The sequence below is a fragment of the Pseudomonas sp. GW460-12-10-14-TSB1 genome, from assembly GCF_017349775.1.
Taxonomy (GTDB): domain Bacteria; phylum Pseudomonadota; class Gammaproteobacteria; order Pseudomonadales; family Pseudomonadaceae; genus Aquipseudomonas; species Aquipseudomonas piscium.
On sequence record NZ_JACNAC010000047.1, the window covers coordinates 20,289 to 44,716 of the forward strand.

Genomic DNA, 24,428 nt, shown 5'->3' on the forward strand with positions numbered 1-24,428 from the left:
TCCCTTGGCGGCTCGCATCAGAAGCGCCAGATCACGTCGACGAAGGCGCGGTGCATGTACGAGTCGACGTTCTTGCCGTAGGCATCGCCCGGCTTGAACACGCCGCCACGAAAGCGCACCAGCGCCGAAGGCTCGTCGATCGACTGGCTGAGCGCGGCCGGCAGCAGGCCTTGCTTGAAGTACTTGGTGACCACCAGGTCCACTTCCTGGCCGAGGTCTTTCTCGCCATCGCGCAGTGGCAGGGACGAGCTGGAGAGCAGGGCGCCGGTGGCGTCGTCGTAGTTGTTTTCCACGGCGTTGATACCGTTGCTGCCCACCGGCTTGTTGCCGTCCACGCGCCAGAACTTGTGGTAGATCAGGCTGGCGTCGTATTCGTCGGCGAGCATCCAGGAACCGAACAGGGTGGCGGTCTGCATGTTGTTCATTTCGCCGCGGAAGGCTTCGCCGAAACGGTGCACCCGCGAGCGGGTCCCGGTGTAGTTCGAGCGGTTGCTTTCCAGGCCGTTCTGTTCGTAGTCGCCGCTGGCGCGGGCGTAGGCCGCGCCGACCTGCCATTTCGGGTCCAGGCGCAGGCGCACGCCGAGGTCGGTGGCCCAGCCGTCGAGGCTCTCGCCGCTCTTGGCCTGGGCCGGGCGGGTGCCGTCGGCGTTCAGCGCGTTGACCTTGTCGCGGTCGCCGCTCATGCCGGTGATGCTCGCCCAGTAGTTGACTGTGTTGGTGTTGCGCCAGTTGTAGGCGTCGCTGTTGGCTTCCAGGCCGAGCCAGGTCAGGTCGCCGTTCTGGCGCTTGTCCAGGGAGTCGGTGGCTTCGCCCGGAACCGGGTAGTCGAGCTTGCCGTCGTCGTGGCTGTGGTGGGCGCGGACGCCGGCCCAATGCCCCGGAGTCCACTGGTAGGCCACATCGCCGTAGACGTGCAGGCGATCCTTGTCTTCCGGCGCCAGCTCCTTGAGGTCGGTGCGGTATTCGCTGAAGCGCTCGGCGATGCCGGCGTTGGCGCGCAGCAGGGTGGTGTCGAAGGTCCAGTTGAGGGCTTCGATGTTGGTGTCGCGCCATTGGCCGTCGTCGTTGCGCAGGCGCTGGCGACCGAACTTCAACTGCTCGCCCGGGTAGGGGGTGAGGCCGCTGTAGCCGATCCAGAACTCGCGCATCGCCAGGTAGTTCTTCTTGCTCTTGCGATCGCTGTTGTTGCTGCTTTCGGTGCTGGCGCCGTCGGACTGCTGCAGGGTGTCGGTCTCGATGATGTCGGTGGAGGTCACCGCCTGGCCCATGGCGTAGGCGCTCCAGTTGCCGCTCTCGCCGTACACCCAGGGACGCAGGTCGAGGCCGACGCCGTTGACGTCGCCACCGCCCAGGGTGCCGAGGTCACGATCGTCTTCGGACTGGCCGGTGATCTTCACGTCCAGGCCGAAGTTCTTGGTGTCGGTGACGGCTGCCAGCGTCGGGTTGGACCAGAGCAGGGCAAAACCCAGGGCCACGCCCAGCTTCGACAGGCTGAACAGTTTTTCCGTAGGGGCGGCGTTGTTGAGTGGAGTGAACTTCATAGGGATTCCTCACCGTCTTCTTCCTGCAGCGCGTGCAGTTCCAACGTGTTCTGGCTCAAGGCACCACGCACGGCCTGCTCCTGTTGCAGCAGGCGTTGGGCCTCGGCGCGTTGGCCTGGCGGCAGTTGGGCTTCGAGTTGTTGCGCAAGCTCGTTGGCTTGCGGGGTGTCCTGGGTCTTGGCCAGCTGGCTGAAGACATAGGCGTTGAGCGGGTCGGGCTTGGTGCCCTTGCCCTGGGAGAACAGCTGGGCGATGGCGAAATCGGCGCTGTTCTGGCCGTTGCGCGCGGCGGTCAGCAGGTGGTCCAGGGCCTTTTGCGGATAGACCTGGCCCAGGTAGCCACGGCGGTAGATCTGGCCGAGGTAGTAGTCGGCGGCGACTTCCTTGCCCTGGGCCTTCTTGAAGTGTTCTTCGGCGACCTTGGCGTCGGCCGGGACCATCTTGCCTTCGTAGTAGAGCTTGCCCAGCAGCAGTTCGGCGCGGGGCTGGTCGGCGGCGCGACCGTTGTCCAGGTACTGCATCATCTTGTCGACGTCGCCCAGTTCGGGGAAATCGTAGAGCAGTTGCGCCAGGCTGACCCAGGAAGCCGGGTAGCCGGGAGCGATCGGCTCCAGCAGCGCCTGCGCGGTTTTCTCGTCGGTCTTGCCCAGGCTGGCATCGCCCAGCACCCGGGCCACGCTGTCCACTCGTTGCGCGCTGATGGCACCACGGGCGTAGCCGGCCTGCAGCTGTTTCAGCAGCTCGGCCTGTTGCTCCGGCTGGCCGCGTTTCTGGTAGACGGTGGCCAGTTCGACGTAGCAGATATCGGTGACGTTCAGCGCCGCCTTGCAGATGGTTTCCACCTCGGCCAGGTGTTGGTCGTAGGTGCCCTGGGTGCGGTACAGCAGTACCTGGGCCAGGCCGGCTTCCGGGTAGCCGGCGCTGCGCCATTGGCTGATCTGCTGTTGGGCGTTGACCTTCGGGAAGCTCTGCGGATATTGCAGGTAGAGCATCGCCAGCGGGATCAGGGTGTTGCCTTCACCGTTGGCGAAGGCCTTTTTCAGCAGGCCTTCGGCTTCGTGATGCTCGGCCTCGGTGGAGCCGGGCTTGGCCACCAGCAGGCGGCCCAGGCGCGCCTGGGCCCGCGGTGAGGTGTCGGCCGCGGCGCGGTAGGTCGCCTCGGCTTGCTTGATCTTCGCCGGGTCGCGGGTTTCCATCTGGATATCGGCCAGGCCGACCTGGGCGTCGCTGTAGCCCAGGTCCGCCAGTTGCCGGTAGTTCTGCTCCGCGAGCACGGTGTCGCCGCGCTTCAGGGCTTCGTTGGCCAGGCGCTGGTCGGGCAGGCCGGCGCAACCGGCCAGGCTCACGGCCAGGGCCAGCGAGCACAGGGCCAGCGCGCGGCGACCCTGGGAGGGGGCGCGAGCGCTGCGCGTGTCGAGGGGAAGGCTAGTCACAGGCATGTCCTCCGCTTAGAGACCGGCAGCCATGGCTTTGTCGATCAGCCAGTTCACGGATGGGCCGCGGTCGCTGCTGACTTCCACCGGTCGGCCGGCGAAGGCGCTGCTCAGCGGGGCGTCAGGCTTGATCTGCACACGAATGTCCGAGGACAGGTCGCTGCTGTTGAGGCTGGTGCTGCTGACGATGGTGCCGGTGCGCACCTCGTCTTCGCCGGCGATCTGGAAGCTGACCTTGGTCCCCGGACGCACGTCGGCGAACTGGCGGTAGGAGAAACGCGCCTCGATGTTGGCCTGGCTGTTGCGCGGCACCAGTTGGAAGATCACGTCGCCCTTGCTGGCGTACTGGCCGTCGGCAACCATCTGTTGGGCCACGGTGCAGTCGCAGGGCGAGGTCAGGGTGCCGGTCATCTGCTTGCCGAACAGTTCCTCGACCTTGGCCGGTTGCAGCTGGTCTTCGTTCAGGTGGCCCTTGAGCACGTCGAGCATGCTGGTGCTGAAGGTCGCCAGCGGGGCGCCCTTGGCGGCCACGCCGTCGGCCTGGATCAAGCTCTGCACGGTGCCGTCGCGCGGCATGGTGACGTTCATCCCCGGCGCGCTGACCAGGCCGGCCTGGGCGTGGCTGACGAAGTACATGCCGTACACCGACTTGAGGATGAAACCGAAGGCCGCCAGGCCGACGACGAAGATCCCGGCGCTGAAGGTCACCGCGCGCAGGCGGCCCAGGGCGCTCATGCCGTGGCCGGCGTCCTTGGTCTTGCGCGCCTTGGTGAAGTTGTCGCGCTGCAGGGTGGCGAGCACGTCGCCCATGGTCACGATGTCGCCGGCCAGGTGCGAGGTGATCAGCTGGCGCAGGGTCGAGATGTCCCGGGGCTCGAGGTTCTGGAACTGGCAACCGACACGGCCGCTCGGGCGATCCACTGAACGCACCAGCAGCTCCACGTCCATGGCCAGCCCGAGGTTGTCGATGACGAACTGCAGGCGACCCTTGTGCACGTCGCCGACCTTGATCGGCAGCTGCCCGCAGTTGAAGCTCAGGCCGCCGGCGGAAAGGTCGATGACCCGCGCTTCGACCGGGGTCCGGTCGGGGCCGAAGAAGCGCAGCTTGGCTGGGATTTTGACCCGGGCGTGTTGGCGTTGGGCTTCGGATTCATGCACTACGTTGACGTTCACGGCGGTGTTCATAAGGGCGATTTCCTAGTTAATTCAGGCAAGGCGGGTCAGACCATCATCAGCAGCGCGGCGACGAAAATGCTGCCGGCGGAGAAGGTCATGGTCCGAGACGACCAGGTGTTGAACCAACGTTGAAAGCTGGCGAGGTCACGGGACAGAGCAGTCGGTTGGCGGGTCCAGGACTGTTGGTCGAGGCGGAAGAACACGTAGATCTTCACCAGGGCTCCGACGATCTGGTTGTAATAGAGAATCGCCGGGTAGGCCGGGCCGATCCGGTGCCCCGAACAGGACAGCAGCAGGGTCAGCAGCAGGCGGGTGATACCGATCCACAGCAGGTACACCAGGATGAAGGCGGTGCCGTACTTGAAGCTGGCGATCAGCGCCACGGTCAGGCCCAGCAAGGAGGTCCACATCGACACGCGCTGGTCGAACAGCACCACGCTGGTGAACAGCCCCAGGCGTTTGAGGCCCAGGCCCAGGGCCCGGGAGTTCTGCCGCAGGTTGTTGCCGTACCAGCGGAACATCAGCTTGCGGCTGGCCTTGATGAAACTCTTCTCCGGCGGGTGTTCCACGGTGTTGATCGCCGCATCGGGCACGTAGAAGGTGTCGTAGCCCAGGCGCATCAGGCTGAACCAGCTGGACTTGTCGTCGCCGGTGAGGAACTTGAAGCGGCCCAGGCGCCAGTGTTGCAGCGAATCGCTTTCCACGTCGGCGATGAAGTCCGGGTTGGTGACCACGCTGGCGCGGAACACCGACATGCGTCCGGTCATGGTCAGCACGCGCTTGGATAGGGCCATGGAGCACATGTTGATGTGGCGCTGGGCGAAGCGCAGCTTGTGCCACTCGCTCATGATGTAGCCGCCGCGCACTTCGCAGAACTCGTTGGTGGTCAGGCCGCCGACGTTGCCGAACAACTGGAACCAGGGCACGGTCTTGCGCACCACGCCTTCGCCGAGCACGGTGTCGCCGTCGATCACCGCCACCACGGCACGGTCGTCCGGCAGGTGGCGGGAGATGGCGCGGAAACCGAAGGCCAGGCCGTCGCGCTTGCCGGTGCCGGGGATGCGCACGAAGTCGAGCTTGACGTGGGCCGGCGGGTTCATGCGGGCCCAGAGGCTTTTCACCAGCAGCTCGTCGGACATTTCCACGATCGAGCAGACCACGGTGGTGGGGAAGCCGCAGTCGATGGCTTCACGGATCACCGAGCCATAGACCTGGGCGGTGGTCAGGGCGTCGATCCGGAAGCTGGTGACCATCAGGTACACATGGGACGGATCGGCAGCCTTGCCCAGCTTGCGGACCTTGCGGCGCAGGTGCGGGTAGACCACGTAGAGAAACAGCATGCCGCGCACGAAATGCGTGGCACCCATCGAGTAGCGCCAGATACCCACGGCGCCAATCAGGAAGATGAAGTCCTTCGATTCGGAGTCGAATGTGGACGCGGGCAACGCCAGGGCGAGACCCATCAGTAAACTCAAGAAAAACAGCCAACCTGCGGCCTGGAGTAGGCCGTGCTTTAGCCTGTGCATAATCTGCATCCGTCTCGATCTCGGGCGAGCCTGTGGGGTGGCCCGATGGGGTTAAGGCAGGCGAAAAAAGCCGGGGTGGCGTTGGCGCCCTTGCGGACGCCATCGCCAGCAAACTGGCTCCTGCAGGTGCGATGCGATCCTTGCAGGAGCGAGCTTGCTCGCGATCAACCGCGAAGCGGTTGCCGTGCTTCCCGAATCTGCCGGCTTACCAGCAGATGCCTTCGGTCCGGCCACTCGCGCTGGTGGCCTTGGACATGAACCCGACCAGGTCGATGACCTGTTTGCCATGCGGCACTTCTTCGGCCAGGGCGCGGAACTTCTCGTCGCGGTTGCCGAGGATGATCACGTCGCAGTTGTCGATCACCGAGTCGAAGTCCGCGTTGAGCAGGGACGAGACGTGGGGGATCTTGGACTCGATGTAGTCCTTGTTGGCACCGTGGACGCGGGCGTACTCGACGTTGCTGTCGTAGATGCTCAGGTCGAAGCCCTTGCCGATCAGCATTTCCGCCAGCTCCACCAGCGGGCTTTCGCGCAGGTCGTCGGTACCGGCCTTGAAGCTCAGGCCGAGCAGGGCGACTTTGCGTTTTTCGTGGCTGGAGACGATGTCGAAGGCGTTCTGCACCTGGGACTCGTTACTGCGCATCAGCGAGTTGAGCAGCGGCGCTTCGATGTCCAGGGAACCGGCGCGGAAGGTCAGGGCGCGCACGTCCTTGGGCAGGCAGGAACCGCCGAAGGCGAAGCCTGGGCGCATGTAGTACTGGGACAGGTTGAGGGTCTTGTCCTGGCAGACCACGTCCATCACTTCACGACCGTCGACGCCGACGGCCTTGGCGATGTTGCCGATCTCGTTGGCGAAGGTCACCTTGGTGGCGTGCCACACGTTGCAGGTGTACTTGATCATCTCGGCGACGGCGATGTCCTTGCGGATGATCGGTGCGTCGAGCTCTTCGTACAGCGATTGCAGGACGTCGCCCGAAGCCTTGTCGAACTCGCCGATCACGGTCATCGGTGGGAAGTCGTAGTCCTTGATCGCGGTGCTTTCACGCAGGAATTCAGGGTTGACCGCGACGCCGAAGTCGACGCCGGCCTTCTTGCCGGAGCAGTCTTCGAGAATCGGGATCACCACGTTGGCCACGGTGCCCGGCAGTACGGTACTGCGCACCACGATGGTGTGGCGGGAAGTCTTGTCACGCAGGACAAAACCGATCTCGCGGCATACCGCTTCGATGTAGTTGAGTTCCAGGTCACCGTTCTTCTTGCTTGGCGTGCCGACACAGATCATCGACAAGTCGGTGTCGCGAATCGCCTCGGCGAAGTTGGTGGTTCCGCGCAGACGACCGGTTTGAATACCTTGCGCCAGAAGTTCACCCAGACCCGGTTCAACGATCGGCGAACGGCCTGCGTTGATCATGTCGATCTTGTCCTTGGCAACATCGACGCCAACGACCTCATGGCCCCGTGCAGACAGGCAACCGGCACATACCGCGCCGACGTAACCCAAACCAAATATGCTGATGCGCATCGCATTTACCTCTGTGTTATTCACGCCATTAGATGGCCGGAGTTAATGTTTGCCAGCTGTAATTACGCACTCGGAAGTTCAACGAACAAGCGTTGAGATATCCAGTGCAGGCAGACTAAGTTCCGAGTGTCTAAATAAGTGCACTCAAGTTGTGCGCAACTTGGCCTTGTTGTAGGGGCTGCCCTTAAATGTCGCCGTCCTTCCTGCTGGAAGGCTGCTCCGAGGTTGGCGATAATCCTGATTTATAGGCGAAGGCCCATAGTAATCAGGTAGTTACACGCTCCCGGAAGCGTTTAAGGCGGGCTATGCCATGGCCTTGTAGGGGATAGTAATGATGCATTATCTCCTGTGTATTGACCCTAAGTTCGAGCCCTTGAACAGTAGGTCAGGACAATATGACAACTTCGCTACTGTCTTTGGATCCCATGTAAGTCATCTCCTACAAACTCGTCGAGAATCGTTACCGGTGGTATGAGCGGTGGTTCAGGACATAGTTCCAGACCGCTGATCCTGTTTTCTGAAATTTCTTGAAATATTGCAAAAGATGGCACTGCTTTCATATTGATAGCACTTACCATTTCAGCCTTTAGTTATGGGGAGTTAAAGCGCGGGGATATTTTTATGCCACTACCGATAAAAATTTTGCGTGCCACTACTGAAAAAAATGACCTCTGTCGAGTGAAACAAAAGTTATAAATTCAGAAGAAAATATTTTGGCGCCAATTGTTTGGCGTTTTGGCGGGAGTCAAAGAGGAAAGTGACCGCTCGTCGACGCACTCGTTTGCGCGAAACCAGTGCGTCGACCGGGTGCGTTATTCCGGTGCGTGATCGCGCAGGAAAACCAGATTGTCGGGTTTCGACTGTTCGGCGCTGTAGCGGTAACCCTGGACATCGAATTGCTTGAGCGCCGCCGGGTCGTTGATGCGTTCTTCTATGACGAAGCGGCTCATCATGCCCCGCGCCTTCTTGGCGTAGAAGCTGATGATCTTGTACTGGCCGTTCTTCAGGTCCTTGAACTCGGTATTGATGATCCGGGCGTTCAGCGCCGTACGCTTGACCGCCGAGAAGTATTCGTTGGAGGCCAGGTTGAGCAGCAGGTCGTCGCCCTGTTCGGCCAGGGCCTCATTGAGCCATTCGCTGATGCGCGTGCCCCAGAAGGCGTACAGGTCCTTGCCGCGGGCGTTGGCCAGCTTGGTGCCCATTTCCAGGCGATAAGGCTGCATCAGGTCCAGCGGGCGCAGCAGGCCGTACAGGCCGGAGAGCATGCGCAGATGCTGCTGGGCGTAGTCGAAATCGGCTTCGCTCAGGGTTTCGGCATTCAGGCCGGTGTACACGTCGCCCTTGAACGCCAGCAGCGCCTGCTTGGCGTTGGCTGGGGTGAAGGCCGGTGTCCAACTGCCGAAACGCGCGGCGTTGAGGCCGCCGATCTTGTCGGAGACGTGCATCAGTTCGCTGATTTGCGCCGGGCTCAGTTCGCGCAATTGCAGGATCAGTTCCTGGGAGTGATCGAGGTACTGCGGCTGGGTGAAGCGTTGAGTGACGGGCGGGGTCTCGAAATCGAGGGTCTTGGCGGGTGAAATCACCATCAGCATGAAGTCGTCTCCTGTAAGCGTCGGGGGATTCTAGGGGCTTGGGCGGTTTGACTCCACCTATGAAGGCAATAGGGCGTGCCGCCGGTCGTCCGTCGATCGGCGATGGCCTGCTGCATGGAGGCGCGAGCCTGCTCTCTATAAAGGGAAGGGGAGCGGCTTGCCGGCAATAGGGGCGGGACGCCGCATCGGCTATAGTGCCGCGCGGGTTTTGTTATGGAGACATCCCTTTGCGCAGCGCGTTTTTTCTTTCTATCTGGCTGTTGAGCTTCGGCGCCCTGGCGGCCCCGAGCGATGTGGCGACCCTGGATCGCAGCACCTGGCCGGAACAGCTCAGCAACCCGACCCTGTTCGATGTGGCGTCGCGGGCGGAGATCCTCACCTTTGCCCGCGCCCTGCTGGTCAGCGAGGCCTGGGACGAAGACTCGTTGAAACAGCGCCTGGGCCTGCGGATCATCAACATGGCGTCGATCGATGCCGTTCGCCAGCGGCTCTGGCAGCAATTGCTGGCCAACTACAACTTCGCCCAGCAGAGCTGCGACCAGGACGCTTCCTTCTGTTTCCTGGTGGAAGACATGGACACCCTGCGCGAGCAGGCCGGCAAGTTCCAGTTGGGCGATGACTCTTATTACGCTCGCTGGGCCGAGCCAAGCCGGGCCTTCCATGAGCAGTACCTGGACGAATTGCTGCGCAAGGCTGCGCTGTTTCCCCAGACCACCAGTGAAATAGAGCGTTTTGGCGACTACGAGCGCAATGGCGACGAGCTCAATGACCGGCTGTTCTTGCTGACCTTCGACAGCGCCGCCAATCTCGCCCCGGACAACGCCCCCTGGCTGACCGAATACCTGCGCAAGTCGAACATGAACGGCACCTTCTTCGTGCTCGGCAGCGAGGTGCAGAGCCGCCTGGAACAGCGTTCGGTGGCCAATCTGCAGGCCCTGTATTCGCAGCAGTGCGTGGGCGTCCAGGGCTGGGAGTATCGCTCCCACAGCCACTGGCAGGACTGGCAGGACTCGATCGAACGCAGCGTCGAACTGGTCAAGGGCAAGCTACCGGAAAACTATGTGCCGTTGTTCCGTCCGCCCTACGGTCAGCGCCGGGCCGACGCGCAGGCCTTCTTTAATGCACAGGGCTTGCAGGTGGCGCTGTGGGACATCGATCCGCAGGACGGCGCCGGCAAGCTCAAGGGCGAGCAGAGCGGCCAGCGGGTGTTGACCCTGATGCTGTTGTGGCGGCACGGGGTGATCAATTTCAACGCCCGGCAGGACGCGGTGAAGACGGCATTGCCCTGGCTGCTGACGCAGACGGCGCAGAGCGGAATCGGTTGGGAGGATTGTCAGGACGCGTTTCGCTAGAAACGACGAAAGGTCCGTATTTGCGGGGGGAGGAGTATTTTTTGCCGATTTTGGCAAGGATTTCGAGGCAGGCGGACTTCCGACTTTAACGGTGCTTGGGCAGCGCGCCAAGGGCTATTCGTCACTCTGCAAAATAAACTTAAAAAAAGCGTCAAAGTGCTTTTTCCTGTCACAGGTTTTGGAGTATTACGAAGTCAGACCGCCGAAACCTGCAACACAGGTGGCGTCTCCCAAGACTCCTTTTGTGTGCACTTCACTCGAACCTTCGCGGGTGAATTCGACGGTCAATTCGAGGCGCAGCACCGCCATGGTATTGCGTCGACTGGCCCCCACATAAGGTGACCGAGTATGGATGACCACGGACGTAGCCCTTCCTCCAACCAGCCAATCCTTTATGTACTCGATACCAATGTATTGATTCACGATCCAAACGCCCTGCTGAACTTCGAAGAACACCATGTGGCGATCCCGATGATCGTCCTGGAGGAACTCGACAAGCTCAAGAGCGGCCATCACAGCGTTGCAGCGGAATGCCGCCAGGCCATTCGCCTGATCGACAAGACCCTGGGTGAGGCCTCGCCGGAAGATGTCGAGCTGGGTGTGCCGATCCAGCGTGGCAAGAGCGGCCCCAAAGGCCTGCTGTCGATCCTCATGAGCAAGCGCTCGGAGCCCAACAGCCTGCTGCCGGAAAACCTCAACGACAACATCATCATCAACCAGTTGATCGACCTGCATGCGCGCAACAAGGAGCTGCGCGTGGTGCTGGTGACCAAAGACATCAACATGCGCCTCAAGGCGCGCGCCTGCGGGATCGCCGCCGAGGACTACAGCACCGACCAACTGGTCGACGACGTGGCCTTGCTGCCCAACGGCTTCCACAACATGACCGGTTCCTTCTGGGACCGCGTGAGCAAGGTGGAAACCCGCCAGGACCACGGCCGCACCTGGCACCAGGTGCAACTCACCGACAACCTGCCGGCGGTGCACATCAACGAATTCATCATCGACGAACAGGGTTTTGTCGGCTGGATCAAGGAGATTCGCGCCGATGTGCTGCTGATTCTCGACCTGCATCAGGAACCCCTGTTGCACCAGGAAGCCTGGGGCCTGAAACCGCGCGACATCTATCAAGGCCTGGCGCTGTTCGCCCTGCTTGATCCGGACATCCATCTGGTCAACCTGTCCGGGGCTGCCGGTTCGGGCAAGACCATTCTGGCCCTGGCCGCGGCCATCGAACAGACCATGGTCAGCAAGCGTTATCGGCGCATCATCGCCACCCGCAGCGTGCAGGGGCTGGACCAGGAGATCGGCTTCCTGCCGGGCACCGAAGCGGAAAAAATGGAGCCTTGGCTCGGCGCCATCACCGACAACCTCGAAGCCCTGCACATGGATGACGAAAACACCCATGGCAGCGTGGACTACATCCTCAGCAAGGTGCCGCTGCAGTTCAAATCCCTCAACTACATTCGTGGCCGCAGCTTCCAGCAGAGCCTGATCCTGATCGACGAATGCCAGAACCTCACCCCGCACCAGATGAAAACCATCATCACCCGTGCCGGCGCCGGTTCCAAAGTGGTGTGCCTGGGCAACCTGGCGCAGATCGATACCCCTTACCTGTCCGCGACCAGCTCCGGGCTGACCTACCTGACTGAACGCTTCAAGGACTTCCCCAACGGGGTGCATATCACCCTGCAAGGGGTTCCCCGCTCGATTCTGGCCGAATACGCCGAATCCCATCTGTAACCCCTCACAAAAACGGGCGGCCGCAAGGCCGCCCGTTTTTTTATGCCCGTGTCTTCCGTAGGAGCGAGGCTTGCCCGCGATGGCATCACCGCGCTAGTCCTGCTGCACCGCGTTGCCTGGATCGCGGGCAAGCCTCGCTCCTATGGGATCGGGGGCACGCGGATAATCAGGCGTGCGGAAAATTGACCCTCGGGTTTACAATCGCCTTTCCTGATCAGGAGTAAGGCTGTGCTGACTCATCTCGATTCCCAAGGTCGCGCCAATATGGTCGACGTCACCGACAAAGCCGTGACGTCCCGCGAAGCCACGGCCGAAGCCCGGGTGCGCATGCTCCCGCAAACCCTGCAAATGATCGTCAGCGGCGGTCACCCCAAGGGTGATGTGTTCGCCGTGGCGCGTATCGCCGGCATCCAGGCGGCGAAAAAGACCAGCGATCTGATTCCCTTGTGCCATCCGCTGATGCTCACCAGCGTCAAGGTCGAGCTCAGCGCCGAAGGCGAGGACAGCGTGCGCATCGTTGCCCGCTGCAAACTGGCCGGGCAGACCGGGGTGGAAATGGAAGCCCTGACCGCCGCCAGCGTCGCCGCCCTGACCATCTATGACATGTGCAAGGCCGTGGACCGCGGCATGACCATCGAAGGCGTACGCCTGCTGGAGAAACTAGGCGGCAAGAGCGGCCATTACCAGGCGGACGAGCAATGAACCTGACCGTGAAGTTTTTCGCCCGCTACCGCGAGGCGCTGGGCGTGGATTCGCTGCGGGTCGCCGGCGATTTCGCCACGGTCGACGATGTGCGCGCGCTGTTGGCCCAGCGTGAGGGCGCCGAGGTGCTCAGCGAGCAGAACCTGATGTGCGCCCGCAACGAAGACCTCTGCCAGCTCGACGAGCCGGTGAGCGACGGCGACGAAGTGGCGTTTTTTCCTACCGTGACCGGGGGCTGATATGGCGATTCGCGTGCAATCGGGCGCCTTCGATCCGGGGGCGGAAGTCAACGCGATGCATGCGGCGAATGTCGGCGTCGGCGCGGTGGTGAGCTTTGTCGGCTACGTGCGGGATTTCAACGACGGCCTGGATGTGGCGGGGATGTTTCTCGAGCATTACCCGGGCATGACCGAGAAGGCCCTGGGCAAGATCGCCGCCGAGGCCGAACAACGATGGCCGCTGCTCAAGCTGGAGGTGCTGCATCGCATCGGTGCGCTGGAGCCGGGCGAGCCGATCGTCTTCGTCGGTGCCGCCAGCGCCCACCGCCAGGCGGCATTCGATGCCTGTGCCTTTGTCATGGACTACCTGAAGACCCGCGCGCCGTTCTGGAAGAAGGAAACCACCGTCGACGGCCCGCGCTGGGTGGAAGGGCGCGACAGCGATCATGCGGCGGCGGATCGCTGGAAAGAATGACGGCCTGATCCCTCTGTATTGACCGCAAGTCCGCCATCGCGAGCAATCGAGCGTCGACCGGCCGCTCCTACGGACGGTGCTGACCGTAGGAGCGAGGCTTGCCCGCGATAGGGCCCTCAGCTACACCCTCCATTTCCCTGCTTTTTCCCATTTCTGCCTCTCGACCAAAGGCGGGATGAAGCGCGTCCGCTCCGTTGACGAAATATACGTAAAAGTCCAGTATGGATTTACAAGTACAAAACAAGGCTTCACCGTTTCACTCCTTTCTTCTGTCTTGCCAAACCAACAACAACCCGCGAGAGAACGAATATGAAGAAACTCCCCCTCATCAGTGGCCTGGTCCTTAGCCTGTTGGCGTGCAGCAGCCTGTTCGCCGCCGAGAAAACCCTGCGCATTGGCATCGAGGCGGCTTATCCGCCGTTCGCCTCGAAAACCGACAAAGGTGAGATCGTCGGTTTCGACTACGACATCGGCAATGCCTTGTGCGCGCAGATGCAGGTCAAGTGCGTATGGGTCGAGGGTGAATTCGACGGCCTGATTCCTTCGTTGAAAGTGAAGAAGATCGACATGGCGCTGTCGTCGATGACCATCAACGAAGACCGCAAGAAGTCGGTCGACTTCACCCACAAGTACTACTTCACTTCTTCGCGCCTGGTGATGAAGGAAGGTGCGACGGTCGATGACCAGTACGTCAGCCTCAAGGGCAAGAATGTCGGTGTGCAACGGGCGACCACCACCGACCGCTACGCCACCGAGGTGTTCGAGCCCAAGGGCATCAACGTCAAGCGCTACAGCAACAACGAAGAGATCTACATGGACCTGGCGGCCGGGCGCCTCGATGCGATTTTCGCCGACACCATTCCGTTGAATGACTTTCTGTCGATGCCGCGCGGCAAGGGCTATGCGTTTGTCGGGCCGGAGCTGAAGGACCCGAAATACGTGGGTGAGGGTGCGGGGATTGCGGTGCGCAAGGGCAATGCCGAGCTGGTCAGCCAGTTGAATGCCGCCATCGATGGCATTCGCGCCAGTGGTGAATATCAGAAGATTTCCGAGAAGTACTTCAAGTCCGACATCTACGGCGACTGATGCCGTGTGGCGTCCGTGAGGACGCCATCGCGGGCAAGCCTCGCTCCTACCGTTTTGTCGGAGCGAGCGGGCGGCGATCCGACTTGCCCGCGATGCTTTTCAGGGGGCGGTCAGCCCTTCAATTCCTTCAGGTGCTTGTACACCGTCGCCCGCCCCATGTTCAGCACGTTGGCCACATAGTTGGCAGCGCTTTTACCCTTGAACGCGCCTTCGGCGTGCAGCGCCAGCACCAGTTCGCGCTTGTGTTCGCGGGTCAGCAGGTTCAGGCCCAGCTGCCGTTCGCGCAGCCAGTTGTGCAGGAAGGTGTTGATACGCTCCTGCCAGTCATCGCGAAACAGCGAGTCCGGTTGCGGGATCAGTTTGCTCGGCGAGAGGAACAGGTCCAGCGCTGCCTTGGCATTCTCGAACAGCGAAATATTCAGGTTGATGCACAGCACCGCCAGCGGCTGACCGTTGCTGTCGCGCAGCACGCTGCTGAGGCTGCGGATCTTCTGGCCGTCCCAGTTGAGCTTTTCATAGGGGCCGATATTCCGCTCGTTGCTGTCCTCGCCGAGCATGTCGTCCAGGGCCGCATCGTCGCCCACCTCGCGCTTGGAGATGTTGTTGGCGATGTAGTCGATCTTCTGCGTGCGCAGGTCGTGGAGCACCACCTCGGCATGGGGGAAGAACAGCGTGGCGATGGCGTCGGCGATCGCCCGGAAGTTGTCCAGGGCAGGGTCCTGCGCGGGTGAGGTCATGGGTGGTTCTCCAGGCGGTGTCAGCGCCCTGCAAGGCAGGGCGCTGCGAGTGTGCCGCAATCGTTGGGGCGCGTCACCTGAACGGGTCAGCCGAGGCGGGCAGGAGAGAGCATGGCGGCGTCCAGGCCAAAGCGTGCCAGTTGCTCGGGCAAGGCTTCGCCACGCACCAGGGCCGCGCTGGCCTGGCCCATGGCCGGCGAGGTCTGGATGCCGTAGCCGCCCTGTGCGGCGACCCAGAACAGGCCCGGTACCTTTGTGTCGAAGCCGGCCAGCAGGTCGCCATCGCTGACGAAGCTGCGCAGGCCGGCCCAGGTACGGGTCGGGCGGCGAATGCTCAGGGTGGTGGCTTCTTCGATCTGGTAGATGCCCATGGCGATGTCCAGCTCTTCCGGCTGTACGTCATGGGGCTCTACCGGGTCGGCGTTGGCCGGCGAGCCGAGGAACATGCCGGCGTCGGGCTTCATGTAGAAGGATTCGTCCAGGCTCACCAGCATCGGCCAGTGATGGATATCGACACCTTCGGGCCCGGCGAAGATAAAGGCCGCGCGGCGTTTCGGCTGCAGACCCAGGGGCCGGGCGCCGGCCATGACGCCGACCTGGTCGGCCCAGGCCCCGGCGGCGTTGATCAGGATCGGCGCGCTGAAGGTTTGGCCGGCGGTCCGTACTTGCCATTGGCCCTGCTCGTCGCGGCTCAGCCCCAGCACCTCACAGTCGGTACGCACCTCGCCCTGGTTGCGCCGGATACCGCGCAGGTAACCCTGGTGCAGGGCGTCGGTGTCGATGTCGCTGGCACTCGGGTCGTAGAGGGCGCCGTGGACTTTCTCGCGGCGCAGGATCGGCAGGCGCGCGCAGGCTTCGTCGGCGCTCAGCAGTTGCATCTCCGGCACCGTGGCCTTGGCGCTCAGGTACTGGTTGTTCAGCTCGGCGGGGTCGCCGGTGAAGTCCACGGTCATTTCGCCGCGTGGGCTCAGCAGCGGGTGTTCGCAGAAACCTTCCGGCGGGGCATCGAAAAAGTCCCGGCTGGCCAGGGTCAGGGCGCGCACCTGGGGCGTGCCATAGGCTGCGGTATAGAGCGCCGCGGAGCGCCCGGTGGAGTGGTAGGCCGGGTGCGATTCGCGTTCCAGCACCAGCACCCGGCCATGGCGCGACAGCCAGTAGCCGGTGGATGCCCCGGCGATGCCGCCGCCGATGATGATGAAGTCTGCCTGGGTCATTCGAGCCTCCGTAAAAAGGGGATAACGCGCTTCTGCAGGAGCGAGGCTTGCCCGCGATCGATCTTGAGCCTGTCACGGTGGTTCGCTCGAGGCTGTCTATCGCGAGCAAGCTTCGCTGCTACAGATGTTCCATTGGTATTGAGTGAGTGCACTGCAAGCGGTACAGCGCATTGGCCAGGGCAATGTCTTCCAGGCCCAGGCCGATGGAGCGGAAGAACACGTGGCGCCCCGGCTCCGGTCGTTGGGCCAGGTCGCTGAGCAGTTCGGGCAGGTCGCCGAGAATCTCGGCCTTGTCCCAGCCATGCCGTTCGCCGGCGATCAGCATCTCGCCGGCCGAGCCGGGGGTGGTCTGACGATAGTCGCAATACACCTGCATGTCCTTCAGCGCGGTGGGCGGCACTTCATGGGCCCGTGGTGCGTTGGTGCTGATGGAGGTGATCAGCGCCGGCTTGTGCAAGGTTCGCGGGTCGATCACCGGGGCGGCGGAGGAGGTGCAGAGCATGATGACGTCGGCGTCCTGCAGGGCATCATCGAGCTGGCTGACGATCTGCAGGCGTGGGTCGAGGGCCTTCAGGCGCGCGATGTCCTCGGCGGATTTGCCGGCCAGGCCAGGGGAGTACAGGCGGATGGACTGCCACTCGCGCAGGGCTTTCACGTAATGCAGGTGCGCCTGGGCCACGGGGCCGCTGCCGATGATCGCCAGGTGCTGGGCAGAGGCCGGCGCCAGGGCATCGACGGCCACGGCGGTGGTGGCCGCGGTGCGCGCGGTGGTCAGTTCGCCAGCGTCACAGAGCAGCAGCGGCTGGCCGCTGTCCATCGACATCAGCAGGGTCCAGGCGGTGACCAGCGGGCCTTCGGCGCGGACGATATAGGGCGAGGTCTTGACCCCGTAGACCCGGTCTTCGGCCAGCACGCCCAGGTAGTTGATGAAGTCTCCGGCGCCCTGGGGAAACTCCACCAGTTGCTGCGCCGGCTGCACGGCAAGCCCGGCGGCCAGGTCGTGGAACAGCTTGCGCAGGATCTGCGGGACGTCTACCTGCGCCAGCAACTGGCGAGCTTGAGGCTGGGTAATCACGGAAGGCGTGCTGGACATGCGGGTGCTCCCAAGAGATAAACTAATTTGTCCATTATGGACTTTTAGTTCTTGCGGGCAATATCCAGGCGAAAAAAAACGCAGCCTGTGGTCGGGCTGCGTTTTTCGTTCGGAAGGTTCCATTGGAACCCCCATCCTTCACTCGCGATCAGGCTTTCGGGCGTTCTTGCGCTCCACAGGGCGCAGCAGCTCGGTCGGCGGCATTTCGCAGCTGATCTTGCGGCCCAGCAGCGCCTCGATCGACGGCAACTGATAGGAGTCGTCCTCGCCGGCGAAGCTGATGGACACTCCGTCGGCGCCAGCCCGGCCGGTACGGCCGATACGGTGGACGTAGTCGTCCGGCACTTCCGGCAGGGTGAAGTTGATCACGTGGCTGATGCCGTCGATGTGGATGCCGCGACCGGCGACATCGGTGGCCACCAGCACGCGGATCTTGCCTTCGCGGAAGCCTTCCAGGGTCTTGATGCGCTTGTGCTGAGGCACGTCGCCGGACAACTGGGCGGCGTTCACGCCGTCGCGTACCAGGCGTTCTTCGATGCGCCGTACTTCATCCTTGCGGTTGGCGAAGACCATGACCCGTTCCCAGCCGTTGTCGTTGACCAGGTTGTACAGCAGTTTGTACTTGTCGGCGCCGGCCACCGCGTAGATGTGCTGTTCGACATTGGCGTTGGCCACGTTCTCGGCTTCGATCTCGACGATGGCCGGGTCGGTGGTCCACTGCTTGGCCAGGTTCATCACGTCGTCGGTGAAGGTGGCGGAGAACAGCAGGGTCTGGCGTTCGCTTTTCGGCGGGGTCTGGCGAATGATCTGGCGTACCTGGGGGATGAAGCCCATGTCGAGCATGCGGTCGGCTTCGTCCAGCACCATCACTTCGACCATGTCCAGGTGCACGTCGCCGCGCTGGTTGAAGTCCAGCAGGCGGCCCGGGGTGGCGACCAGGATGTCGCAATGGCGGGCTTCGAGGTGCTTGAGCTGTTTGTCGAAGTCCATGCCGCCGACAAAGGTCATCACATTGAGGCCGGTGTATTTGGTCAGGCTGGCCGCATCCTTGGCGATCTGCACCACCAGTTCGCGGGTCGGCGCGATGATCAGCGCCCGCGGCTCGCCCATGTAGCGCTCTTTCGGCGGCGGGGTCTGCAGCAGCTGGGTGATGATCGAGATCAGGAACGCGGCGGTCTTGCCGGTACCGGTCTGGGCGCGGCCGATGGCGTCTTTGCCGGCCAGGGTGAAACCCAGTACCTGCGCCTGGATCGGCGTGCAGTAGGGGAAACCCAGGTCGTGGATCGCGTGCATCAGTTCCGGCGCGAGTTTGAAGTCGTGGAAGCGGGTCTTGCCTTCCTGCGGTTCGACGACGAAGTCTTCCAGTTTCCAGGTGCTCACCGGTGGTTTCGGTGCACGTGGGCGGCGCGGCTGTTCGGCCTTGGGCTTGTCGCTGCGCGGCGGGGTCTGGGCCGTCGGGGCGGCTGGGGTCACCGGCTCTTGCTTGGCCACGGGGGCAGGCGCGGTCCGTTCCGGCTGATGGCCGTCGGTACGGCTGCTGGGGCTGGAGGAAGATGGGCTGGAGCCTGGCGCGAGCTGCTCAGCCTCGCTTTTACCGAAGATTTTCTTGAGTGCTTTGAGCACGGTCATCTCATCAATTGGTTAAGGAATGTACGCCGGGCAGTGTAATGCAAGAATCGGGCGCGGCGTAGTGGATTGCTCAACGGGCTACCGAACTTATCGATTCAGCGCAAACGCTCGCCGAGCCAGGCGCCGATATCGCGAATTTCTTCGGGTAACACTTCGTGCCCCATTGGGTATTCATGCCATGTCGCGGTGACACCATGGTGTTTCAGGTACTCGTAGGCAGTGCGGCCCATGGAGTTCTGCACCACTTCGTCGTACTGGCCGTGCAGGCACAAGGTCGGAATCCGCTGCTGGCTGGCCGAGAGTTCGAGTTCATCGCTGAAGGTCGGGGCATAGGTGGAGAGGGCAAGTACGCCACCCAGCGGACCCTGCCATTTAAGGAAGGCGGTGTGCAGGACGACCGCGCCACCCTGGGAAAAACCGGCGAGGAAAATCCGCGAAGGGTCTATTCCGCTGGCGCGCTGTTCTTCGATCAGGTCGCTCAGGCGTTTTGCCGACTCCTCCAGCTGTTCGCGGTTGATCGCGCGCGCCGGGCTCATGGCCAGAATGTCGTACCAACTGGGCATGGCATAACCGCCATTGATGGTCACGGCGCGGGTCGGTGCCTGGGGCAGGACGAAGCGGGTGGTCAGCAGGCTTTCCTGCAGTGCTTCGGCCACCGGCAGGAAGTCGTAGCGGTCGGCGCCCAGGCCATGAAGCCAGATCACACAGGCGTCGACGGGCTTGCTGGGCTGAAGAATCAAGGGCTCGGTCATGGTTGCTCCAAATATGTGCGCACGCGCCCAAGCGGTGCGTGATCGAGGTGCGCGGTCGGTTGATCAGTGAAGAAGATGTCGCAAGGCTGCAAGTTTTGCTCTTGACCCCTGCCGGAACCGCTTTAGCCGGCACTCTGGTACGGGCTTTGCTATAGCCGTTGCGTGAAGTGATTGCGTTCACCCTGCCGGTAACACTATCAGGCTACTGGCGGGTGTGGGATAGCAAAGATCCGATGATGGACGTTCGCCAGTGGCCGCTACGGGCTTCGCGAACATGCAAGGGCTACAGCCCGTTCGGTCGCTTGGTGAGTATGGGTTTTTCTCTTAAATGGATTTTCTCCTACTAGACTCATAGCTAAAGTCCTACGCCGCTTGACCCCATAAAAAGCCAACACGGGTCAACAGCGCCTCATAAGGGTGCGGCAGGACTCAAGCTCCGACACAACAAGAGCAAAACTGGAGGTTTGAATGAAGATGTTGAAATCCACCCTGGCTGTCGTCACGGCCGCCGCGGTACTGGGCATGAGCGGCTTCGCACAGGCGGGTGCGACCCTGGATGCCGTGCAGAAGAAAGGCTTCGTGCAGTGCGGTGTGAGCGACGGTCTGCCGGGCTTCTCGGTACCGGACGCCACCGGCAAGATCCTCGGCATCGACGCCGATGTCTGCCGCGCCGTGGCCGCCGCGGTATTCGGCGACGCGACCAAAGTGAAATTCAGCCAGTTGAATGCCAAGGAGCGTTTCACCGCGCTGCAATCGGGCGAGATCGACGTACTGTCGCGCAACACCACCTGGACCAGCTCCCGCGATTCGGGCATGGGCCTGGTGTTCGCCGGCGTGACCTACTACGACGGCATCGGCTTTTTGGTGAACAACAAGCTGGGCGTGAAGAGCGCCAAGGAACTGGACGGCGCGACCATCTGCATTCAGGCCGGTACCACCACCGAGCTGAACGTGTCCGACTACTTCCGTGGCAACGGCCTGAAATACACCCCGATCACCTTCGACACCTCCGATGAAAGCGCCAAGTCGCTGGAATCCGGCCGTTGCGACGTGCTGACCTCCGACAAGTCCCAGCTCTACGCACAGCGCAGCAAGCTGGCAACCCCGACCGACTACGTCGTGCTGCCGGAAACCATCTCCAAGGAGCCCCTGGGCCCGGTGGTGCGTAAAGGCGACGAAGAGTGGTTCAGCATCGTCAAGTGGACCCTGTTCGCCATGCTCAATGCCGAAGAGGCCGGCATCACCTCGAAAAACGTCGAGGCCGAAGCCAAGTCCACCAAGAACCCGGACGTCGCTCGTCTGCTGGGCGCCGACGGTGAATACGGCAAGGACCTGAAACTGCGCAAGGACTGGGTAGTACAGATCGTCAAGCAAGTCGGCAACTACGGTGAAGTGTTCGAGAAGAACCTCGGCAAGAGCACTCCACTGGCCATCGACCGCGGCCTGAATGCGCTGTGGAACAACGGCGGCATTCAATACGCACCACCTGTGCGCTGATGGTTCTATCACCCGGTGGGCCAACCACCGGGTGATGTTCTGTTCCATTATTCCTGGGGCACTTCATGCAAAATTCAATCGGCGCACCAAAGCAGAGGCTCAGTCTCAGCGATCCACGAGTGCGTGCGTGGTTATTCCAGATCGTCACGATTGTCGCGGTGATCTCGCTGGGCTGGTTCCTGTTCAACAACACTCAAACCAACCTTGCGCACCGGGGGATTACTTCCGGTTTCGACTTCCTCGAGCGCAGCGCCGGCTTCGGCATCGCTCAGCACCTGATCTCCTACACCGAAGCGGACAGCTATGCCCGGGTGTTCGTGATCGGCCTGCTCAACACCCTGCTGGTAACCTTCATCGGCGTGATCCTGGCGACCATCCTCGGTTTCATCATCGGTGTGGCGCGCCTGTCGCAGAACTGGATCATCAGCAAACTGGCGACCGTGTATGTGGAAGTGTTCCGCAACATTCCGCCGCTGCTGCAGATCCTGTTCTGGTATTTCGCGGTGTTCCTGACCATGCCGGGGCCGCGCAACAGCCACAACTTCGGTGACACCTTCTTCGTCAGCAGCCGTGGCCTGAACATGCCGGCGGCCCTGGTGGCCGACGGCTTCTGGGCGTTCGTGATCAGCCTAGTGGTGGCGATTGTCGCCATCGTGCTGATGTGCCGCTGGGCCAACAAGCGCTTCGAAGACACCGGCGTGCCGTTCCACAAGTTCTGGGTCGGCCTGGCGCTGTTCCTGGTGATCCCGGCGCTGTGCACGCTGATTTTCGGCGCCCCGCTGCATTGGGAAATGCCGGAGCTCAAGGGCTTCAACTTCGTCGGTGGCTGGGTGCTGATCCCGGAACTGCTGGCCCTGACCCTGGCCCTGACCGTCTACACCGCGGCGTTCATCGCCGAGATCGTGCGTTCGGGGATCAAGTCGGTGAGCCATGGCCAGACCGAGGCGGCCCGTTCCCTCGGCCTGCGCAACGGTCCGACCCTGCGCAAGGTGATCATCCCGCAAGCCTTGCGAGTGATCATTCCGCCGCTGACCAGCCAATACCTGAACCTGGCGAAGAACTCGTCCCTGGCGGCCGGTATCGGTTACCCGGAAATGGTTTCGCTGTTCGCCGGTACCGTGCTCAACCAGACCGGCCAGGCCATCGAAGTCATTGCCATCACCATGAGCGTGTACCTGGCGATCAGTATCAGCATTTCCCTGCTGATGAACTGGTACAACAAGCGCATTGCGCTGATCGAGCGGTGAGGAAACGCGCATGAGCACTCATACTTTCAAACCCGACATGCCACCCCCTCACAGCAGCATCGGGATAGTGGCGTGGATGCGGGAACACATGTTCTCCAGCTGGATCAACACCCTGCTGACCCTGTTTGCCTTCTACCTGATCTACCTGGTGGTGCCGCCGATCCTCAGCTGGGCGATTTTCGACGCCAACTGGGTGGGCACCACCCGTGCCGACTGCACCAAGGAAGGCGCCTGCTGGGTGTTCATCCAGCAGCGCTTCGGCCAGTTCATGTACGGCTACTACCCGGTGGACCTGCGCTGGCGCGTGGACCTGACCGTGTGGCTGGCAGTGATCGGCGTGGCGCCCTTGTTCATCGCCCGGGTTCCGCACAAGGCCATCTATGGCCTGAGCTTCCTGGTGCTGTACCCGATCATGGCCTACAGCCTGCTGCACGGTGGCTATTTCGGCCTGAGCAACGTGGCGACCAGTCAATGGGGCGGCCTGATGCTGACCCTGGTGATCGCCACTGTCGGCATCGTCGGCGCCTTGCCGCTGGGCATCGTGCTGGCATTGGGACGACGCTCGAACATGCCGGCGATTCGTGTGGTCTGCGTGACCTTCATCGAGTTCTGGCGCGGCGTGCCGCTGATCACCGTGCTGTTCATGTCTTCGGTGATGCTGCCGTTGTTCCTGCCCGAAGGCATGAACTTCGACAAGCTGCTGCGGGCGCTGATCGGGGTGATCCTGTTCCAGTCGGCCTACATCGCCGAAGTGGTGCGCGGCGGCCTGCAAGCGATTCCCAAGGGGCAGTACGAAGCGGCCGCGGCCATGGGCCTGGGCTACTGGCGCAGCATGGGCCTGGTGATCTTGCCGCAAGCCTTGAAGCTAGTGATTCCCGGCATCGTCAACACCTTCATCGCCCTGTTCAAGGACACCAGCCTGGTGATCATCATCGGCCTGTTCGACCTGCTCAACAGCGTGAAACAAGCCGCCGCCGACCCGAAATGGCTGGGTATGGCCACCGAAGGTTATGTCTTCGCGGCCCTGGTGTTCTGGATTTTCTGTTTTGGTATGTCCCGCTACTCCATGCATCTGGAGCGTAAGTTGGACACAGGCCACAAGCGTTAGGAGTATCTCCATGAGTGAAGCGATCAAAAAGCCTGTGGGCCCTGAAGGCATTATTCAGATGCAGGGCGTGAACAAGTGGTACGGCCAGTTCCACGTGCTCAAGGACATCAACCTCAACGTCAAGCAGGGCGAGCGTATCGTCCTGTGCGGGCCTTCGGGCTCGGGCAAGTCCACCACCATCCGCTGCCTGAACCGCCTGGAAGAACACCAGCAGGGCCGCATCGTGGTCGATGGCGTGGAGCTGACCAACGACCTCAAGCAGATCGAGGCGATCCGTCGTGAAGTCGGCATGGTGTTCCAGCACTTCAACCTGTTCCCGCACCTGACCATTCTGCAGAACTGCACCCTGGCGCCGATGTGGGTACGCAAGATGCCCAAGCGCAAGGCCGAGGAAATCGCCATGCATTACCTGGAGCGCGTGCGCATTCCGGAGCAGGCGAACAAGTACCCGGGCCAGCTCTCCGGCGGTCAGCAGCAGCGTGTGGCGATTGCCCGGGCGCTGTGCATGAAGCCGAAGATCATGCTGTTCGACGAACCGACGTCGGCCCTCGACCCGGAGATGGTGAAAGAGGTGCTGGACACCATGATCGGCCTGGCCGAAGACGGCATGACCATGCTCTGCGTGACCCACGAAATGGGCTTCGCCCGTACCGTGGCCAACCGGGTGATCTTCATGGACAAGGGCGAAATCGTCGAGCAGGCGGCGCCTAACGACTTCTTCGACAACCCGCAGAACGAGCGGACCAAGCTGTTCCTGAGCCAGATCCTGCACTGATCCAGGCATT

At 62.2% G+C, this 24,428-nt stretch carries 21 protein-coding genes; 10 read left to right on the top strand and 11 right to left on the bottom strand.

What is annotated here, in order from left to right; genetic code table 11:
• Positions 1 to 17 precede the first annotated feature (17 nt).
• The 6 genes from J4D52_RS22935 to yaaA form a co-directional block, all read right to left on the bottom strand.
• Complete coding sequence (locus J4D52_RS22935; RefSeq protein ID WP_063428470.1) at positions 18 to 1,541, bottom strand: alginate export family protein; 1,524 nt, start codon at positions 1,539 to 1,541, stop codon at positions 18 to 20.
• Positions 1,538 to 2,914 (bottom strand): alginate biosynthesis TPR repeat lipoprotein AlgK, encoded by a 1,377-nt coding sequence (gene algK, locus J4D52_RS22940; RefSeq protein WP_241190629.1) that lies wholly within the window; start codon positions 2,912 to 2,914, stop codon positions 1,538 to 1,540. Before algK ends, J4D52_RS22935 begins: the two co-directional genes overlap by 4 nt.
• Positions 2,915 to 2,989: 75 nt before the next feature.
• A complete protein-coding gene (locus tag J4D52_RS22945) occupies positions 2,990 to 4,159 on the bottom strand; it encodes an alginate biosynthesis protein Alg44 (RefSeq protein WP_025806509.1) in 1,170 nt (389 codons plus the stop codon).
• Between the two features lie 35 nt (positions 4,160 to 4,194).
• Positions 4,195 to 5,676, bottom strand: coding sequence for a mannuronan synthase (gene alg8, locus J4D52_RS22950; RefSeq protein WP_371860308.1), 1,482 nt, complete (start codon positions 5,674 to 5,676; stop codon positions 4,195 to 4,197).
• A 205-nt stretch (positions 5,677 to 5,881) separates the two neighbouring features.
• Positions 5,882 to 7,198 carry a nucleotide sugar dehydrogenase gene (locus J4D52_RS22955; RefSeq protein ID WP_025806511.1) on the bottom strand — a complete coding sequence of 439 codons (1,317 nt, stop codon included), beginning with the start codon at positions 7,196 to 7,198 and terminating at the stop codon, positions 5,882 to 5,884.
• A gap of 812 nt (positions 7,199 to 8,010) precedes the next feature.
• Complete coding sequence (gene yaaA / locus J4D52_RS22960; RefSeq protein ID WP_009047094.1) at positions 8,011 to 8,790, bottom strand: peroxide stress protein YaaA; 780 nt, start codon at positions 8,788 to 8,790, stop codon at positions 8,011 to 8,013.
• Positions 8,791 to 9,017: 227 nt separating this feature from the next.
• Here yaaA and J4D52_RS22965 point away from each other — a divergent pair, with 227 nt between their 5' ends.
• From J4D52_RS22965 to J4D52_RS22990, 6 genes are all read left to right on the top strand, one after another.
• The gene (locus J4D52_RS22965; RefSeq protein ID WP_102677541.1) at positions 9,018 to 10,142 is read left to right on the top strand and encodes a polysaccharide deacetylase family protein; all 1,125 of its coding nucleotides are present in this window, start codon (positions 9,018 to 9,020) and stop codon (positions 10,140 to 10,142) included.
• 348 nt (positions 10,143 to 10,490) lie between these two features.
• Positions 10,491 to 11,885, top strand: coding sequence for a PhoH family protein (locus J4D52_RS22970; protein ID WP_009047096.1), 1,395 nt, complete (start codon positions 10,491 to 10,493; stop codon positions 11,883 to 11,885).
• A 228-nt stretch (positions 11,886 to 12,113) separates the two neighbouring features.
• On the top strand, positions 12,114 to 12,587 hold the full coding sequence (gene moaC / locus J4D52_RS22975; RefSeq protein ID WP_009047097.1) for a cyclic pyranopterin monophosphate synthase MoaC: 474 nt from the start codon (positions 12,114 to 12,116) through the stop codon (positions 12,585 to 12,587).
• Complete coding sequence (gene moaD / locus J4D52_RS22980; RefSeq protein ID WP_007932097.1) at positions 12,584 to 12,826, top strand: molybdopterin converting factor subunit 1; 243 nt, start codon at positions 12,584 to 12,586, stop codon at positions 12,824 to 12,826. The genes moaC and moaD overlap by 4 nt, the downstream gene beginning before the upstream one ends.
• Before the next feature lies 1 nt (position 12,827).
• Positions 12,828 to 13,280, top strand: coding sequence for a molybdopterin synthase catalytic subunit MoaE (gene moaE / locus J4D52_RS22985; protein ID WP_102677540.1), 453 nt, complete (start codon positions 12,828 to 12,830; stop codon positions 13,278 to 13,280).
• Positions 13,281 to 13,589: 309 nt separating this feature from the next.
• The gene (locus tag J4D52_RS22990) at positions 13,590 to 14,366 is read left to right on the top strand and encodes an ABC transporter substrate-binding protein (RefSeq protein WP_102677539.1); all 777 of its coding nucleotides are present in this window, start codon (positions 13,590 to 13,592) and stop codon (positions 14,364 to 14,366) included.
• A 110-nt stretch (positions 14,367 to 14,476) separates the two neighbouring features.
• Here J4D52_RS22990 and J4D52_RS22995 read toward each other — a convergent pair whose 3' ends face one another.
• From J4D52_RS22995 to J4D52_RS23015, 5 genes are all read right to left on the bottom strand, one after another.
• Complete coding sequence (locus tag J4D52_RS22995; protein WP_053277546.1) at positions 14,477 to 15,103, bottom strand: transcriptional regulator; 627 nt, start codon at positions 15,101 to 15,103, stop codon at positions 14,477 to 14,479.
• 86 nt (positions 15,104 to 15,189) lie between these two features.
• Positions 15,190 to 16,317, bottom strand: a complete 1,128-nt coding sequence (locus tag J4D52_RS23000; protein WP_102677538.1) for an FAD-binding oxidoreductase — start codon at positions 16,315 to 16,317, stop codon at positions 15,190 to 15,192.
• Positions 16,318 to 16,435: 118 nt separating this feature from the next.
• Positions 16,436 to 17,410 (bottom strand): ornithine cyclodeaminase family protein, encoded by a 975-nt coding sequence (locus J4D52_RS23005; protein ID WP_102677537.1) that lies wholly within the window; start codon positions 17,408 to 17,410, stop codon positions 16,436 to 16,438.
• A 138-nt stretch (positions 17,411 to 17,548) separates the two neighbouring features.
• Positions 17,549 to 19,039, bottom strand: a complete 1,491-nt coding sequence (gene rhlB, locus J4D52_RS23010) for an ATP-dependent RNA helicase RhlB (protein ID WP_102677536.1) — start codon at positions 19,037 to 19,039, stop codon at positions 17,549 to 17,551.
• Between the two features lie 95 nt (positions 19,040 to 19,134).
• Positions 19,135 to 19,791, bottom strand: a complete 657-nt coding sequence (locus J4D52_RS23015) for an alpha/beta hydrolase (protein ID WP_053277550.1) — start codon at positions 19,789 to 19,791, stop codon at positions 19,135 to 19,137.
• Between the two features lie 468 nt (positions 19,792 to 20,259).
• Here J4D52_RS23015 and J4D52_RS23020 point away from each other — a divergent pair, with 468 nt between their 5' ends.
• The 4 genes from J4D52_RS23020 (at position 20,260) to J4D52_RS23035 (ending at position 24,418) form a co-directional block, all read left to right on the top strand.
• Positions 20,260 to 21,288, top strand: coding sequence for an amino acid ABC transporter substrate-binding protein (locus J4D52_RS23020; protein ID WP_025806519.1), 1,029 nt, complete (start codon positions 20,260 to 20,262; stop codon positions 21,286 to 21,288).
• A 65-nt stretch (positions 21,289 to 21,353) separates the two neighbouring features.
• The gene (locus J4D52_RS23025; RefSeq protein WP_063428486.1) at positions 21,354 to 22,535 is read left to right on the top strand and encodes an amino acid ABC transporter permease; all 1,182 of its coding nucleotides are present in this window, start codon (positions 21,354 to 21,356) and stop codon (positions 22,533 to 22,535) included.
• A 10-nt stretch (positions 22,536 to 22,545) separates the two neighbouring features.
• Positions 22,546 to 23,643, top strand: a complete 1,098-nt coding sequence (locus J4D52_RS23030; protein WP_025806521.1) for an amino acid ABC transporter permease — start codon at positions 22,546 to 22,548, stop codon at positions 23,641 to 23,643.
• Positions 23,644 to 23,653: 10 nt separating this feature from the next.
• On the top strand, positions 23,654 to 24,418 hold the full coding sequence (locus J4D52_RS23035; RefSeq protein ID WP_009047107.1) for an amino acid ABC transporter ATP-binding protein: 765 nt from the start codon (positions 23,654 to 23,656) through the stop codon (positions 24,416 to 24,418).
• Positions 24,419 to 24,428 lie beyond the last annotated feature (10 nt).

Excerpts from the sequence above, each read along its gene's own strand:
- J4D52_RS23005 (WP_102677537.1), bottom strand. The coding sequence starts at position 17,410 with ATGTCCAGCACGCCTTCCGTGATTACCCAGCCTCAAGCTCGCCAGTTG.
- moaD (WP_007932097.1), top strand. The coding sequence starts at position 12,584 with ATGAACCTGACCGTGAAGTTTTTCGCCCGCTACCGCGAGGCGCTGGGC.
- J4D52_RS22970 (WP_009047096.1), top strand. The coding sequence starts at position 10,491 with ATGGATGACCACGGACGTAGCCCTTCCTCCAACCAGCCAATCCTTTAT.
- J4D52_RS23000 (WP_102677538.1), bottom strand. The coding sequence starts at position 16,317 with ATGACCCAGGCAGACTTCATCATCATCGGCGGCGGCATCGCCGGGGCA.
- J4D52_RS22990 (WP_102677539.1), top strand. The coding sequence starts at position 13,590 with ATGAAGAAACTCCCCCTCATCAGTGGCCTGGTCCTTAGCCTGTTGGCG.
- J4D52_RS23015 (WP_053277550.1), bottom strand. The coding sequence starts at position 19,791 with ATGACCGAGCCCTTGATTCTTCAGCCCAGCAAGCCCGTCGACGCCTGT.
- yaaA (WP_009047094.1), bottom strand. The coding sequence starts at position 8,790 with ATGCTGATGGTGATTTCACCCGCCAAGACCCTCGATTTCGAGACCCCG.
- J4D52_RS23035 (WP_009047107.1), top strand. The coding sequence starts at position 23,654 with ATGAGTGAAGCGATCAAAAAGCCTGTGGGCCCTGAAGGCATTATTCAG.
- J4D52_RS22995 (WP_053277546.1), bottom strand. The coding sequence starts at position 15,103 with ATGACCTCACCCGCGCAGGACCCTGCCCTGGACAACTTCCGGGCGATC.
- rhlB (WP_102677536.1), bottom strand. The coding sequence starts at position 19,039 with ATGACCGTGCTCAAAGCACTCAAGAAAATCTTCGGTAAAAGCGAGGCT.
- J4D52_RS22945 (WP_025806509.1), bottom strand. The coding sequence starts at position 4,159 with ATGAACACCGCCGTGAACGTCAACGTAGTGCATGAATCCGAAGCCCAA.
- J4D52_RS22955 (WP_025806511.1), bottom strand. The coding sequence starts at position 7,198 with ATGCGCATCAGCATATTTGGTTTGGGTTACGTCGGCGCGGTATGTGCC.
- J4D52_RS23020 (WP_025806519.1), top strand. The coding sequence starts at position 20,260 with ATGAAGATGTTGAAATCCACCCTGGCTGTCGTCACGGCCGCCGCGGTA.
- J4D52_RS23030 (WP_025806521.1), top strand. The coding sequence starts at position 22,546 with ATGAGCACTCATACTTTCAAACCCGACATGCCACCCCCTCACAGCAGC.
- moaE (WP_102677540.1), top strand. The coding sequence starts at position 12,828 with ATGGCGATTCGCGTGCAATCGGGCGCCTTCGATCCGGGGGCGGAAGTC.
- alg8 (WP_371860308.1), bottom strand. The coding sequence starts at position 5,676 with ATGCACAGGCTAAAGCACGGCCTACTCCAGGCCGCAGGTTGGCTGTTT.
- J4D52_RS23025 (WP_063428486.1), top strand. The coding sequence starts at position 21,354 with ATGCAAAATTCAATCGGCGCACCAAAGCAGAGGCTCAGTCTCAGCGAT.
- J4D52_RS22935 (WP_063428470.1), bottom strand. The coding sequence starts at position 1,541 with ATGAAGTTCACTCCACTCAACAACGCCGCCCCTACGGAAAAACTGTTC.